This is a genomic window from Collinsella sp. OM04-5, assembly GCF_003439125.1.
Taxonomy (GTDB): Bacteria; Actinomycetota; Coriobacteriia; order Coriobacteriales; family Coriobacteriaceae; genus Collinsella.
In genome coordinates, this window is the sequence record NZ_QSUU01000005.1 from 30,924 (window position 1) to 44,628 (window position 13,705).

At 62.2% G+C, this 13,705-nt stretch carries 13 protein-coding genes and 1 tRNA gene; all 14 read left to right on the top strand.

What is annotated here, in order from left to right; genetic code table 11:
• Positions 1 to 33 precede the first annotated feature (33 nt).
• The 14 genes from DXB53_RS04005 (at position 34) to ftsY (ending at position 13,698) form a co-directional block, all read left to right on the top strand.
• A tRNA-Asn gene (locus tag DXB53_RS04005) sits at positions 34 to 108 on the top strand.
• Between the two features lie 161 nt (positions 109 to 269).
• Complete coding sequence (locus DXB53_RS04010; protein WP_187361832.1) at positions 270 to 659, top strand: Asp23/Gls24 family envelope stress response protein; 390 nt, start codon at positions 270 to 272, stop codon at positions 657 to 659.
• Positions 660 to 686: 27 nt separating this feature from the next.
• Entirely contained in the window at positions 687 to 2,348 is a 1,662-nt protein-coding gene (locus DXB53_RS04015; RefSeq protein ID WP_117583418.1) for a DAK2 domain-containing protein, read from the top strand.
• Positions 2,349 to 2,358: 10 nt separating this feature from the next.
• On the top strand, positions 2,359 to 4,536 hold the full coding sequence (gene recG / locus DXB53_RS04020) for an ATP-dependent DNA helicase RecG (protein ID WP_117583419.1): 2,178 nt from the start codon (positions 2,359 to 2,361) through the stop codon (positions 4,534 to 4,536).
• Positions 4,533 to 5,177 (top strand): 16S rRNA (guanine(966)-N(2))-methyltransferase RsmD, encoded by a 645-nt coding sequence (gene rsmD, locus DXB53_RS04025; RefSeq protein ID WP_117583420.1) that lies wholly within the window; start codon positions 4,533 to 4,535, stop codon positions 5,175 to 5,177. The genes recG and rsmD overlap by 4 nt, the downstream gene beginning before the upstream one ends.
• The gene (gene coaD, locus DXB53_RS04030; protein ID WP_117564151.1) at positions 5,170 to 5,667 is read left to right on the top strand and encodes a pantetheine-phosphate adenylyltransferase; all 498 of its coding nucleotides are present in this window, start codon (positions 5,170 to 5,172) and stop codon (positions 5,665 to 5,667) included. The genes rsmD and coaD overlap by 8 nt, the downstream gene beginning before the upstream one ends.
• Before the next feature lie 68 nt (positions 5,668 to 5,735).
• Positions 5,736 to 6,233 (top strand): ATPase, encoded by a 498-nt coding sequence (locus tag DXB53_RS04035; protein WP_040358176.1) that lies wholly within the window; start codon positions 5,736 to 5,738, stop codon positions 6,231 to 6,233.
• A complete protein-coding gene (locus DXB53_RS04040) occupies positions 6,233 to 6,787 on the top strand; it encodes a DUF177 domain-containing protein (RefSeq protein WP_117564150.1) in 555 nt (184 codons plus the stop codon). Before DXB53_RS04035 ends, DXB53_RS04040 begins: the two co-directional genes overlap by 1 nt.
• 64 nt (positions 6,788 to 6,851) lie before the next feature.
• Complete coding sequence (gene rpmF, locus DXB53_RS04045; RefSeq protein ID WP_022094017.1) at positions 6,852 to 7,031, top strand: 50S ribosomal protein L32; 180 nt, start codon at positions 6,852 to 6,854, stop codon at positions 7,029 to 7,031.
• An 87-nt stretch (positions 7,032 to 7,118) separates the two neighbouring features.
• Complete coding sequence (gene plsX, locus DXB53_RS04050; RefSeq protein WP_117583421.1) at positions 7,119 to 8,138, top strand: phosphate acyltransferase PlsX; 1,020 nt, start codon at positions 7,119 to 7,121, stop codon at positions 8,136 to 8,138.
• Positions 8,139 to 8,262: 124 nt separating this feature from the next.
• Complete coding sequence (locus DXB53_RS04055; RefSeq protein WP_117583422.1) at positions 8,263 to 8,505, top strand: acyl carrier protein; 243 nt, start codon at positions 8,263 to 8,265, stop codon at positions 8,503 to 8,505.
• A gap of 3 nt (positions 8,506 to 8,508) precedes the next feature.
• The gene (gene rnc / locus DXB53_RS04060; protein WP_117583423.1) at positions 8,509 to 9,234 is read left to right on the top strand and encodes a ribonuclease III; all 726 of its coding nucleotides are present in this window, start codon (positions 8,509 to 8,511) and stop codon (positions 9,232 to 9,234) included.
• A gap of 10 nt (positions 9,235 to 9,244) precedes the next feature.
• Positions 9,245 to 12,781: a chromosome segregation protein SMC gene (smc, locus tag DXB53_RS04065; RefSeq protein ID WP_117583424.1), complete on the top strand. Its 3,537-nt coding sequence runs from the start codon at positions 9,245 to 9,247 to the stop codon at positions 12,779 to 12,781.
• A complete protein-coding gene (gene ftsY / locus DXB53_RS04070) occupies positions 12,781 to 13,698 on the top strand; it encodes a signal recognition particle-docking protein FtsY (protein ID WP_117583425.1) in 918 nt (305 codons plus the stop codon). Before smc ends, ftsY begins: the two co-directional genes overlap by 1 nt.
• Positions 13,699 to 13,705 lie beyond the last annotated feature (7 nt).

Here is a 13,705-nt window from a genome sequence, read left to right on the forward strand (position 1 = left end):
AATTTCTCAGCCCATTTCGCTGGGCTTTTTAATTCCTCGGTAGCTCAATGGTAGAGCACGCGGCTGTTAACCGCGCTGTTGTAGGTTCGAGTCCTACCCGGGGAGCCAGGTTGTAAAACCCGTCGCTTAAGCGGCGGGTTTTTTCATGCCGCGACCACTTGACTCGAACGTTGCCATATCAACATTTCGTGTCGAGGATGTAATCCCGCGACCCACCACCTCAACATGGCGCGGTCGTTGTAAAATATTGCAATGATTGCTCCCACGACATGGTGCCGCGAGCACCAGATAAGGAGATTCTTGTGTCTGAGACCATTAACGGCAGCCTGAGCGTCTCGAACGACGTTATTGCCGATATTGCCGGTTATGCCGCGATGACGTGCTATGGCGTCGTCGGTATGGCTGAGCAGCTCCAGGGCGCCGAGAGCGTGCGCCTGCTTGCCGGCCAGCGCCTCCGCAAGGGCGTGCTTGTCTCCGCCGACGAGAACGGCCTTACGGTCGATCTTCACGTCGTGCTCGAGAACGGCGTCAACATGAAGTCCGTCTGCCACAATCTTTCGAGCTCCGTTGCCTTCACCCTGCAGGAGATCGCCCAGATCGATCCCGCCAGCCTTAAGATCGGCATCCATATCGACGCGCTCAAGAGCCGTCTGAACTAGCATCCGAAAACGGAGATTCAAATACCCATGATTGCAAAGACCATTCGCACCTGTTTTCCGATCGCTGCGGCTGCCGTTTCCGACAAGGCCGAGGAGATCAACAAGCTCAACGTCTTTCCCGTGCCCGACGGCGACACCGGCACCAACATGTCGCTCACGCTCGCCTCGGTGACCAAGGAGCTTTCTGCCCTTCCCGCCGATGCCGACATGGAGGCCATTGCCGGCGCCATCACCCACGGCTCCCTGATGGGCGCCCGCGGCAACTCCGGCGTCATCACTTCGCAGATCCTGCGCGGCGTGGCCGAGGGTCTTGTCTCTGCCGACGAGCCCATTACGTCCGCCAACATTGCCTATGCGTTCCGCCGAGCCGTCAAGGTCGCCTTCCAGGCCGTCCGTAAGCCCATCGAGGGCACGATCCTCACGGTGCTGCGCGATGTCTCGACCAAGGCCGACGAGTGCGAAAAGAAGAAGTTCTCGGCCGAGGATGCGCTCGACGCTATCGTCGTCGAGGCCTACCAGTCCGTCGCCCGCACGCCCGACCTGCTGCCCGTTCTGAAGGAGAACGGCGTGGTCGACTCCGGCGCCTTCGGCTTTGCTATTTTCCTTGAGAACTTTGTTGCCGCTGCGCTTGGCCGCAGCACCGTTGTCGAGGATTTCTCTGCCACGTTTGATTCCGCTGGCTCTGCCCGCGACGCGGCCCTTGGTCGTGTTGAGATCGAGGCCAACGACGACTGGGAGGGCTCGGAGTTCCGCTACTGCAACGAGTTCCTCTTTAAGGCCGACGCTCCTTTTGACGAGGACGAGTGCCTCAAGTTCCTGGGCTCCATGGGTGACTGTGAGTTGCTCGTGGGCGCCTACCCCGACTACAAGATCCACGTGCACTCCAACACCCCCAACCTGGTGCTCGAGCACATGCTGCAGCTCGGTCAGATCTACGAGGTCTTTATCCACAACATGGAGATGGAGGCCCACGACCGTACCGCCAAGATTCATGAGGACCAGGAGAAGGCTGCCGAGCCCGCCAAGGCGCTGGGCTTTGTCGCCGTTGCCGCCGGTTCGGGCGAGGCCGACATCCTCAAGTCCCTCGGCGTCGACGTGATCGTGTCGGGTGGTCAGACCATGAACCCCTCGACTGCAGACCTGCTGGGCGCCGTCGACCAGGTCAACGCGACCTCGGTTATCATCCTGCCCAACAACGGTAACATCCGCATGGCTGCCGAGGCCGCCGCCTCTGCCTGCACCGACAAGAAGGTCGCCGTCGTTCCCACCAAGACCGTTCCGCAGGCCTTCTCCGCGCTGTTCGCGGTCCTGCCCGATTCCGATCTCGAGGACGCCGTCGCCGCTATGGTTGACGCCATCAGCGAGGTCCGCGATGGCGAGGTCACCCGCGCCGTGCGCGACTCCAGCGCCTCGGACGGCTCCCCGATTCACTCCGGTGACGTCATGGGTATCATTGCCGGTTCCATCGATGTGGTCGGCTCCGATGTGAAACAGGTCACGCTCGATTGTATCAACCGTATGCAGGAGGAAGAGGAGGGCGACGCGCTGACGATTCTGGCCGGCGAGGAGCTGTCCGATGAAGCCTTCCAGGAGATCGTCGACGCTATCGAGGAGGCTCAGCCCGACCTGGAGATCGACGCCCATCGTGGCGAGCAGCCGCTCTATCCCGTGATCTTCTCGATCGAGTAGGCATCTGCCCATGTCTGAGCTCTGCTCCGTGCCGCGCGTCTCGGATCGCTTTGCCCAGAGCAATGCGCTCGACGAGGATATCGCGCGACTCAAATATGTTTCGGGTAAACGTGAGGAGGCCCTTCGCCGTCTGGGAATTCGGACGGTGGGGGACCTCCTTCTGCATATCCCTCATCGATACCTGGACTTTACGCGCTCCTGGTCCATCGAGATGGCGCCCATCGGTACCGTGTGCACCATCATCGCCACGGTCGACCGTATCGTTCAAAAGAAGCCGCGTCCGCGCATGCAGGTGACCGAGGTCTCACTCGTTGACGAGACGGGCGTGCTGCAGGTCGCCTTTTTCCGTCAGCCTTGGATTGCCCAGCAGCTTAAGCAGGGCGACCGCCTGGCCGTGATGGGCAAGGTCGAGTTTGCCTACGGTTTTAAGCAGATGGCCTCGCCGCACTTTGAAAAGCTCGATGACGGGCGTGCTGCGGGCACCATTTTGCCGGTCCATTATGTGAGTGACGGCGTGAGCCAGGCATGGATGCGCCGCATCGTAAGTGGCGCGCTCGAGGTCGTCGGCAATCCCTTCGACCCGATTCCCGCACGCTTGCGCGTTAAGCGTCGCCTGATGAGCAATGCTCGTGCGCTTCGATCAATTCACTTTCCCTCGAGCATGGCTGAGCGCGATATCGCGCGCGCACGGCTTGCCTACGAGGAGTGCCTTTACCTGCAGCTGGCGCTGCGCCTGCGCAACGACGGCAGCCTGGTCGATGTGGTGCCCTACGCCCACGCCGCGGGCGAGCACCTGGCCGCGCTCAAGCAGGCCCTGCCATTTTCGCTGAGCGACGAGCAGGAGGCCGCGTTCCAAGATATCCTGCGCGATATGTGCGATGGCGGGCGCGTGATGAACCGCCTGCTGCTGGGCGATGTCGGTACCGGTAAGACCGCCGTTGCCGCCTGCGCGCTGGCTGTGGCTACCGATAGCGGCACGCAGGCCTGCGTTATGGCGCCCACGGGCGTGCTGGCGCGTCAATATGCCGATAAGACCGGCCCCTTGCTCTCGCAGGCTGGCATGACCTGGGCGCTCCTGACGGGCGCCACGCCAGCGGCCGAGCGCGAGCGGATCCATGCCCAGCTGGAATCGGGCGAGCTCGATGTCCTCTTTGGCACCCACGCGGTGCTTTCGGATAACGTGGCGTTCAAGCATCTGTCGCTCGTGGTCATCGATGAGCAGCACCGGTTTGGCGTCGGCCAACGCAACGCCCTGCGTGCGAAGGGCCCTGGTGCCGATCTGCTCGTTATGACGGCAACGCCCATCCCACGTACGCTGGCGCTTTCGGTCTACGGCGATCTGGACACGAGCATCATCCGCCATCGGCCCGTCCCTGGCGCTGGCGTGACGACACGCGTGCTTACCGAGTCGAGCCGCGACCTTGCCTATGGCGCCATCCGCGAGGCGCATGAAAAGGGTCAGCAGGCCTACGTGATTTGCCCGCTCGTGGAGCCGAGTGACTCGGCCGATGATCTGGAGGACGTGCCCGGTATCGCCCGCGACGACGAGGGCCGCGTGACGGTCCCCGTGCCGCTGCACGATACGGCGACCGAGCTCGATCGCCTGCGTCTGGCGTTGCCGGGTCTTGCCATCGAGCGCCTTCACGGCCGCATGCCAGCGGGGGAGAAGGACCAGGTTATCGATGCCTTTAAGCGTGGCGAGATCGACGTGCTCGTCTCGACTACGGTGGTCGAGGTGGGCGTCGACGTGCCCAACGCCACCGTCATGGTCATCGAGAACGGTGAGCGCTTTGGCTTGGCGGCCCTGCACCAGCTGCGCGGTCGCGTGGGCCGCGGCAGCGTGTCGGGCACCTGCCTGGTCATGACGCACTCCAAGGGCAATGGCGGCGCCTCGGCGGCACAAGACCGCCTCCAGTCGCTCGAAAAGACCTCGGACGGCTTTACGCTCGCCCAGATGGACCTGCGTCTGCGCCACGAGGGCGAGATTCTGGGTTATCGTCAACACGGCGGCATTACCTTGCGCTTTGTGGACCTGGACGCCGACGAGGATCTTATCGAATGGGCCCATTTGGACGCGGTCGAGCTCTTGCGGTATGCTTGCAACCTTGACTCCGTGGCGACGCGCCCCTTGCGCGACGCGGTCGCCATGCGTTATCGACATATCTTTAAGGAGGTCAGCGGAGGATGAGAATCATCGGCGGTGAATGGCGCGGCCGCAAGATCGAAGAGCCGCGTGGACGCGATGTCACCCGTCCTACGACCGATCGCGTGCGCGAGGCATGTGCATCCATGGTCATGTCGGCGTTCGATTTCGATTTGGACGAGGTCCGCGTGCTGGATGCCTTTGGCGGCTCCGGTGCCCTGGGAATCGAGATGCTCTCGCGTGGCGCCCGCTCGCTCACCACGTTCGAGATCGATCGCAATGCCGCCCGTCTGATCACCAAGAATATCGAGTCGCTGTGCGGCGACCGCTCGCGTTGGCGCGTCGTTACCGGCGATGTGTTGGCGAGCGCCTCGCGCGGCCGTGTGCCGGGTGGCCCCTTTGATCTGGTCCTGCTCGATCCGCCCTATGCCTTTGGCGCCGAGCCGGTCGAGGAGCTGCTGCAAAACCTAGCTCAGCAAGGCTTGCTGGCACAGGGTGCCTATGCGCTGTTTGAGCACGCTGCCGCCGACGCGGGCGCTCACCCGACCGGTTTTGAGACCGTGCGAGAGAAGCGCTACGGCATAACCTCGGTTGACTTGCTGCGCTGGGTGGCCGAGGACGAGAACGACCTTGCTGACAAGAACGAAAATAACGAGGAAGCGCCTTGGGAGGACGCCCATGAATGACACCATCAACCGCGTGATTGTCCCGGGCACCTTCGATCCCATCACATTTGGCCATATCGACGTCATCCGCCGTGCCCGCCGCATCTTTCCCAGCGTGATCGTCGCTGTTGCCGAGTCGCAGGGTAAAAACGGTGTGGGCACCACGTTTATGCTCGATGAGCGCGTGGCGCTGGCCCGTGAGGCGCTCGGTGATATCGACGGCGTCGAGGTCCTGCCCTTTACCGGCCTCTTGGTCGACTTCGCTCGCGAGCAGGGGGCGGGGGCCGTGGTCAAGGGCCTGCGCGCCATGACCGACTTTGAGTACGAGCTGCAGCAGGCCGACCTCAACTATCGCTTGGATAACGAGCTGGAGTCTATCTTTGTCATGAGTGCGCCGCAGTACGGCTATATCTCGAGCTCGGTCGTTCGCCAGATCGCCTCGCTCGGCAGCGATGTATCGACGTTTGTCCCGCCCAACGTGGTCGAAGCGCTCAGACATCGCTTTTCGTGACGTTTTTTATTGCCTGGTGGCATGTGGTAAACTAGCACGATGATATGTTACCTATGAAAGGAGACCGGATGCCGGGCGAGAATTTTCCTGGCGATAGGATCGTCAGCTTGGTCGATGAGCTCGAAGGGCTGATCGAGGAAGCCAAGCCGCCTTTCGGCAAGAACGCTCAGTTCAAGGTCATCGACGCCGACGTGTTCTTCAACATCCTCGACGAGATCCGCATGAGCTATCCCGAGGAGTGGCAGAAGTCCCGCCGTATCCTTAAGGAGCGCGAGGAGCTTATGGCTTCCGCCGCCGCTCAGGCCGATTCCATCATCGCCGACGCTCAGCAGCAGGCCCTCACCATTGCCGGTGAGCAGGAGATCGTCCGCTTAGCCCAGCAGCAGGCCGACGACATCCGCGATCGTGCCCAGCAGTACGAGCGCGAGACGCGTTATGCTGCCGAGGACTACGCAGAGCAGGTCTTTACGCACCTGGAGGAGAACCTCAAGAGCCTGACCGGCACCGTTACCCGTTGCCGTCAGCAGCTCAACGAGGGTGCCGCCCAGCAGAATGGTCAGTGGTAATGGCTGAGTTCCCGAGCGTTACCGTCGATCTTTCCGAGCAGCTCGAGTTTCCTGGTGATTCGTATCCGCTGACCGGTAAGGTCGACGTCGCCACCTACATGGTGGGCGAGAAGGAGTATCAGCTACAGGACGGCATCGACTACGACGTTGTCTTTACCAATGCCGGTACCGGTGTCTTGCTCACGGGCATGGTTCGCGCGCACGCCACCGGCGAGTGCGACCGTTGTCTGGAGCCCGCCTCGTTTGATATCGCCGGCGAGATCGAGGAGTTCTACCTCTTCGAGGAGCCCGAGGATCCCGAGGCCTACGAGGACGGCTACGAGCTCCTGGGTGAGGACCGCATCGTCGATTTGGGTGAGCCCATCAACGACGCGGTCGTCATGGACACGCCGTTTGTCGTTCTGTGCAAGCCCGATTGCCGCGGTCTGTGCCCCACTTGCGGTTGTAATCTCAACGTCGAGCAATGCGATTGCGCCGCCCAGGCAGAGGCAGAATGGGCCGCTGCCACGGAAAATCCATTTGCAGCATTGAAGAATCTCAAGCTCGATGAGTAAAACTGTGGTAGTATCTCTACTTGCGCGTAATCGCCACACTGGATAGTTCATAAGGAAGGTCACTATGCCCGTACCTAAACAAAAGCAGGGTCGTATCCGCACTCACACCCGTCGTTCCGCCAACATGAAGATCTCGGCTGCGGCTCAGTCCACGTGCCCCCGTTGCGGCGCTGTCAAGCTTCCGCACCACGTGTGCCCCAGCTGCGGTTTCTATAAGGACCGCGAGGTTATCGTTACCGAGTAACGCTATACTCTGGATGCGATGCCGTTCCAAATGGAACCACAATGGCCGGCTCAATGAGTCGGCCATTTTTGTATAAGGAGCATGTATATGAGTAACGTTCGCGTTTGTGTAGACGTTGTGGGCGGAGACGAGAAACCTCAGGTTGTTCTCGATGGTATCGAGGCTGCGCTTGCCGCCGATCCCGATATCGAGGTCTTGGCAGCTGGCCCCGCCGAAATCGTCAATCCCTTTGCTGCTTCCCACGCACGTGTTGAGGCCCTTGAGGCACCCGACGTTATCGCCATGGATGACGATCCCATTCGCGCCGTGATGACCAAACGCAAGTCTTCGATCGTGCTGTCGTGCCGCGCTATCAAGAAGGGCAATGCTGACGCGTTCTTCTCTGCCGGTTCGACCGGTGCCATGACCGCTGCCGCTACCGCCTATGTGACGCCGTTTAGGTATCAGGCCGAAGGCAAGAAGCAGCCGGTGCGCCCCTGTCTGACCAATGCACTGCCCAATCGCGCCGGCGGCCTGACGGTGCTGTGCGATATGGGCGCCAACCCCGATGTCGAGGTGGACGATATGGTGCGCTTTGCCCAGATGGGCGCCGCCTATGCCCGCGTCGTTTTGGGTATCGAGCATCCCCGCGTGGGCCTGCTTGCTAACGGCACCGAGGACGAGAAGGGCTCCAACTTTACCAAGTCCTGCTTCCCGGCCATGAAGGCCGCTGTTCCCGGTTTTGTGGGCAACTGCGAGGGCACCGATCTTACGTCGGGCAATTTTGACGTCGTGGTTGCCGACGGCATGTCGGGCAACATCGCACTCAAGGCCACCGAGGGCGCTACCAAATTTTTGCTGCAGGAGCTCAAGGGTGTCTTTATGTCTTCGCTCGGCACCAAGATTGCCGCGCTGCTCATAAAAAAGCAGATGCGCGAGATTAAGGCAAAGCTCTCGGGTGATGCTAAGGGCGGCGCCATTCTGCTGGGCCTGCGTGGCGTAGTTCTGATTGGCCATGGTGCCACCTCGGTCGAGGCCGTCAAAAACGGTACGCTCGCCGCGGCGGAGGCCGTGCGCGCCGGGCTTGTCGAGAACGTCGCCAACTCTATGGACGGCATCGTTTTGTAGGAGCGAGTTAGGGCGCTGTTATGTGCCTCGCGGCCTGCGTCGTGGGGTAGAATCAAAACCGTGTCTTGGCGCTGCGCTTGCGGCGCCAGCGCGTTGATGTTCACGCAATACGAGAGGAAGCGCTATGGACCGCTCCGAAATCTTCGATAAGATCGCCGAAGTTGCCGCCGATGTGCTGGGTGTCGACGTTGCCGAGATTAGCGACGAGACCACCTTCGACGATCTCGATGCCGATTCGCTCGAGCGTCTGCAGTTGGTGACGGCCATCGAGGACGAGTTCGACCTCGAGATCGATGACGAGACCCTGCTGTCGCTCAACTCTGTCGCCGACGCTGTCGACGCTATTGAAAACGCCAAGGAGGCCTAAGTCTTGGCTTTATCTCAACGACTCGCGCGCGCCCAGGAAATCTTGGGCCACGAGTTCAATAACAAGGTGCTGCTGCGCGCGGCGCTCACGCACCCCTCTGCCGTGGAAGGTCAGCCCGTCTCGGCGAGCTATGAGCGTCTTGAGTTTTTGGGCGATTCCATTTTGGGCGCCGTGGTTGCCCGTTCGCTCTTTGAATCCTATCCGGAGTTTGACGAGGGCAAGCTTACGCGCCTGAAGGTGTCCCTTGTCTCGGGTGCCACGCTGTCCGAGGTGTCCCATGAGCTGGGCATCGACGACATCATCATCTTTGGTGCCTCCGAGACCGGTACCGGCGCGCGCGGCCTGCACTCGGCGCTCGAGAACGTCTACGAGTCGCTCGTGGGCGCGCTGTATCTGGATGCTGGCTGGGATGCCGCGGCGGAGTTCATTCACCGTACGCTTAAGCCGCACCTGGCCTCCGAGCGTGCCGAGCACCCCGCGAACCCCAAGTCGTTCTTGCAGGAGTGCGTGCAGGCCGACGGCCACGAGCCTCCGGCGTACAAGCTCGTTGGCTCTGAGGGCCCGGCGCACGCACCGACCTTTACCGCCGTGGTTCTCATCGACGGTATTCGCCAGGGCCGCGGCACCGGTTCCTCCAAGAAGGAAGCCGAGGGAGCTGCCGCGCTCGAGGCGCTCGACCGCATGGGTTACACCACCAACGGCGTGATTCTCAACAAGAAGCCTGTTTAAGCGAGGAGCCGTGTATCTCAAGTCCCTCACGCTCAAAGGGTTCAAGTCGTTTGCCGACCGCGCCCATATGACGTTTGAGCCGGGCCTGACCGTCATCGTCGGTCCCAACGGCTCGGGAAAATCGAACATCTCCGACTCGATTCTGTGGGTCCTGGGTGAGCAGAGCGCCAAGCAGCTGCGCGGCCAGGCCATGGAGGACGTCATATTCTCGGGCTCGTCGGCGCGCAAGCCGGTGGGTGTGGCCGAGGTCACGCTGGTGCTCGATAACTCGGACCATATGCTGCCTGTCGACTTTGACGAGGTGGCTATCACCCGCCGCATGTATCGCTCGGGCGAAAGCGAGTACCTCATCAACTCGAGCCCGTGCCGCCTGATGGACATCCAGGACATCCTGCACGATTCGGGACTGGGCAAGGATACGCATTCCATCATCAGCCAGGGCAAGCTCGATGCCATTTTGCAGAGCCGCCCTGAGGAGCGCCGTGCCCTCATTGAGGAGGCCGCCGGCATCTCCAAGCACAAGCGTCGCAAGGAGCGTGCGCTCAAAAAGATTAAATCGATGGACGAGCACCTGACCCGTGCCCGCGATATCAACAAGGAAATCGCCCGTCAGCTGCGACCGCTGGAGCGTCAGGTCGATCGCGCGCGCAAGTACAAAGAGCTGTCCTCGCGCGCGAACGAGCTTACGCAGATGCTGGCCGTCGACGAGCTTCGTTCGCTGCAGTCGCAGTGGAACGACCTGGAAAGCCGCTCCAAAGAGGGCGCTGCCGAGCTTGAGCTTGCGCAGTACCGTCTGGGTGAGAAAGAGCGCGAGCTCGAGAAGCTCCAGGTCATGCTCGAAGAAAAGGGCCTGTTTGTGGGCGATCTGGGCGAGCAGCGCCGCCATATGCAAGATGTGGTCGGTCGCATTAACTCCGACATGCGTCTGCTCGAGGAAAAGGGCCACAACATGGTGTCGCGCCTGTCCGACATGCGCGGCCAGATCTCGAGCTCCGAGCATCAGCGCCGTCGCGTGGTCGAGGAGCTCGAGGATGCACGAGCCCAGTTTGAGGAAGTGACCGGCGCGCATATGCAGGCCCAGGAGGACGTCGACGCCGCTGGTCCTGCCGCTGCCGAGCTTCACGAGCGCCGCGTGGCGCTTGATGCGCAGATTTCGCAGTTCATGCGCGAGCAGCGCGATGTGCAGCGTGTGACCGATAACGCCGCACTCGAGCTTGCCAAGGTGAAGGACTCGCTGAGCAACGCTGAGGTCGAGGACAACATGTACGCCTCGCGCCTGGAGCAGATTGATGAACAGCTCGAGGAGGTCACAGCATCGCTTGAGAGCCGCCGCGACCGTGCTGAGGAGCTTGAGAGCGCCCTTGAGGCGGCTCGTCAGGCCCAGAGCGATGCGCGCGAGGCCACCGAGACGGCACGCGCTGCCCTCAAGGACCTGCGTGCCCGCGAGGGCGAGGCGCGCAACAAGCTGTCCGAGATACGCTCGGAGCTTGCCAGCCAAAAGAAGCTCGATGCCCGCATGGCAGACAGCTCGCCGCTCGTAAGCCGTCTGGTGGGCGCGCTGGGCGACGATGTTTCGGGCCGTCTGGGTGATGTGCTCGAGGCGCCGCGTGAGCTCGAGGGTCTGGTTGAGCAGCTGCTCGCCGGCGATATCGATGCCCTGTTGTTCGATAACACTGCCGCACTCGAGCGCGCCGGTCGCGCCGCCCTGGACCAGAAGAAGGCCTCGGGCGAGGCGCTGCTGGTGGCGCGCAGCGTGAGTGGCTCTGCGGCTGCCGAGGGTGCCGCCGGTACCCGTCTTGTTGATCGTCTGTCCGTGCGTGCGGGCTACGGTCCGGTCGTCGAGGCATTGCTCGGCGGCTATTACGTGGTCGATGATTTGGCTGCCGCACTGGCTGCGCCTGTCGTTGACGGCGCGACCTATGTGACTCCCGATGGCGCCCGCGTGAGCTGTGGCGGCCTGGTTCGCGTGGGGCTTGATGCCGGCGAGGCTTCGGGTGCCTTGGAGCGTAAACGTCGTATCCGCGAGCTGGAAGGCCTGGAGCCCGATCTCGCTGCCGTGTTTGAGCATGTTTCTGATCAGGTCGTCGAGGCCAATACTGCCGTTGAGGAGGCCCATGCTGCCGAGGGCGATACTGCCGGCGAGATTGCCCGCCTTGAGGGCGAGCGTCGCTCCCTGCTGTCCGAGATCGGCCGCCTGGAGCAGAGTGCCAACAATGCCGAGGTCGAGCGGGTACGGATTTCCAAGCGCCGCGAGCAGGCTGCCGAGGCCGTACGTGCCGCACGTCCGCGCGTGGATGAACTTACCCGTTCACGTGACGAGGCCCGTGCGCAGGCGAGTGACTTGGGCTTGCAGATTGCCGAGGCCAACGACGAGCTCGATCGCGTTCGGCGCGATGACTCCGAGGCCGCCGGTAAGCTCGCCGACGCTAAGGTGCGCCTGGCTCAGACGAGCGAGCGCCTGCGTTCGCTGAAGGGCCGCGTGCCCGATCTTGAGCATCGCCTTGAGGGTATCGACCGTCGTATCCGCGGGACGCGTCAGGCCTCACGCTCGCTCGAGCTGCTGCGCCTTCGCGTCGATCCCATGCACGAGCGCTATTCTGCCCTGTTGGAGCGCGCCTCGGACTGGGCTGCGCGCCTGCGCGATCAGGCATCGCTTGAGGAGGCGGACTCGGCTTCGCTTAAGAAGACCATCGAGGACGCCAAGACCGAGGTCGCCCGCGCCAAAGAGAGGGTCGATGTTGCCGCCACGACGCAAAATGAGTTCAAGGTGGCGCGCGGCAAGCTCGAGGTGCAGGTCGAGGCTGCCATCAAGGCCATCACCGCCGACGGTACCACGGTGCTCGAGGAAGCGCTCATGCTGCCGGCACCCACCGATCGCGATGCCGCCGAGCGGGAACTTAACCAGCTCGTGCGCCAGATCAACAACCTGGGTCCTGTGAACCAGGTCGCCATGGAGGAGTACGAGCAGCTCAAGCGCCGTGCCGATTACATCGAGGAGCAGCTGGCCGATCTTGAGAGCGCGCGCAAGGCGCTCACCAAGATTACCGTGGCGATCGACCGCAAAATGCGCAAGGCGTTCCTGGTGACGTTTGAGAAGGTTGATGCGAACTTCCGCGAGATCTTTGCCATGCTCTTCCCCGGCGGTCAGGCTCACCTTGAGATGACCGATCCCGAGCATCCGGCCGAGACGGGCATTGAGGTCGTGGCGCAGCCGCGCGGCAAGCGTATCACCAAGATGATGCTCATGTCGGGTGGCGAGAAGAGCCTGACGGCGCTTGCCCTGCTCTTTGCCGTATACCGTACGCGCACGGTGCCGTTCTATGTTCTGGACGAGGTCGAGGCTGCGCTCGACGACGCCAACCTGTCCAAGCTCATCGGCGCCCTCGATGTGCTGCGTTCCGATACGCAGCTCTTGGTAATCTCGCATCAGCGCCGTACTATGGAGGATGCTGACGTTCTCTACGGCGTCTCGATGCAAGCCGACGGCGTCAGTCGCGTCGTCTCGCAAAAACTCGATCGCGAAACCGGAAAGGTCGTGAATGCATAATGGGATTCTTTGACGCACTCTCGCGCGGACTCGAGCGCAGCCGCGAGGCCCTCAACGAGGTCTTCTACTTTGGCGGCGAGGTCGACGAGGATTTTTGGGAGGATCTTGAGGACACGCTCGTCATGGGTGACATGGGTGCCGAGGTCGCTATTCAGGTTTCCGATGACCTGCGCGACGCCGCGGCCAAGAAGAACCTCAAGACCGCCCCGCAGCTTCGCCGCGCCCTGGCAGAGCAGCTCGAGGGCCATTTTGTGCCTGTTAAGCGCGATCCGTTTTCCGATACGCCGAGCTGCGTGCTGTTTGTCGGTATTAACGGTGCCGGCAAGACCACCACGGTCGGCAAGATTGCGAGTGCCATGGCCGCCCGCGGCAAGAACGTGGTGATCGGTTCGGCCGACACCTTCCGCGCCGCCGCCATCGAGCAGCTCGATGTGTGGGGCCAGCGCGCCGGCGTACCGGTTATCAAGCGTGACCGCGGCTCCGATCCGGCGAGCGTATGCTATGACGTGCTCGACGAGGCCGATAAGCGCGGCAGTGACCTGGTGCTCATCGATACCGCCGGCCGTCTGCACACGAGCCCCGAGCTCATGCGCGAGCTCGCCAAGGTGGTCAACGTGACGCGTAAGCGCGCCGCTAATATGGCCGCCGGCCCCATGCCCGTCTCGGTTGTCCTCGTGATCGATGCCGCCACTGGTCAGAACGGTCTGAACCAGGCGCTCGAGTTTAACGAGGCGCTGGGCCTGGACGGTATTATCATGACTAAGCTCGACGGCACGGCTAAGGGCGGTATCGCCATGGCCGTGGCCGAGAAGCTCAAGCTCCCGATCCTGCGCATCGGCGTGGGCGAGCAGGTCGATGACCTGCAGGAGTTTAACGCCATAGATTTCTGCCGCGCCCTGGTGGGCGAGTCCAACTAAGGAGTGA

What these genes read in the sequence shown, in the direction of transcription:
- coaD (WP_117564151.1), top strand. Translation starts at nt 5,170, where the DNA reads ATGAATGACACCATCAACCGCGTGATTGTCCCGGGCACCTTCGATCCC.
- DXB53_RS04055 (WP_117583422.1), top strand. Translation starts at nt 8,263, where the DNA reads ATGGACCGCTCCGAAATCTTCGATAAGATCGCCGAAGTTGCCGCCGAT.
- recG (WP_117583419.1), top strand. Translation starts at nt 2,359, where the DNA reads ATGTCTGAGCTCTGCTCCGTGCCGCGCGTCTCGGATCGCTTTGCCCAG.
- ftsY (WP_117583425.1), top strand. Translation starts at nt 12,781, where the DNA reads ATGGGATTCTTTGACGCACTCTCGCGCGGACTCGAGCGCAGCCGCGAG.
- DXB53_RS04010 (WP_187361832.1), top strand. Translation starts at nt 270, where the DNA reads ATGGTGCCGCGAGCACCAGATAAGGAGATTCTTGTGTCTGAGACCATT.
- rpmF (WP_022094017.1), top strand. Translation starts at nt 6,852, where the DNA reads ATGCCCGTACCTAAACAAAAGCAGGGTCGTATCCGCACTCACACCCGT.
- rsmD (WP_117583420.1), top strand. Translation starts at nt 4,533, where the DNA reads ATGAGAATCATCGGCGGTGAATGGCGCGGCCGCAAGATCGAAGAGCCG.
- plsX (WP_117583421.1), top strand. Translation starts at nt 7,119, where the DNA reads ATGAGTAACGTTCGCGTTTGTGTAGACGTTGTGGGCGGAGACGAGAAA.
- DXB53_RS04040 (WP_117564150.1), top strand. Translation starts at nt 6,233, where the DNA reads ATGGCTGAGTTCCCGAGCGTTACCGTCGATCTTTCCGAGCAGCTCGAG.
- DXB53_RS04015 (WP_117583418.1), top strand. Translation starts at nt 687, where the DNA reads ATGATTGCAAAGACCATTCGCACCTGTTTTCCGATCGCTGCGGCTGCC.
- DXB53_RS04035 (WP_040358176.1), top strand. Translation starts at nt 5,736, where the DNA reads ATGCCGGGCGAGAATTTTCCTGGCGATAGGATCGTCAGCTTGGTCGAT.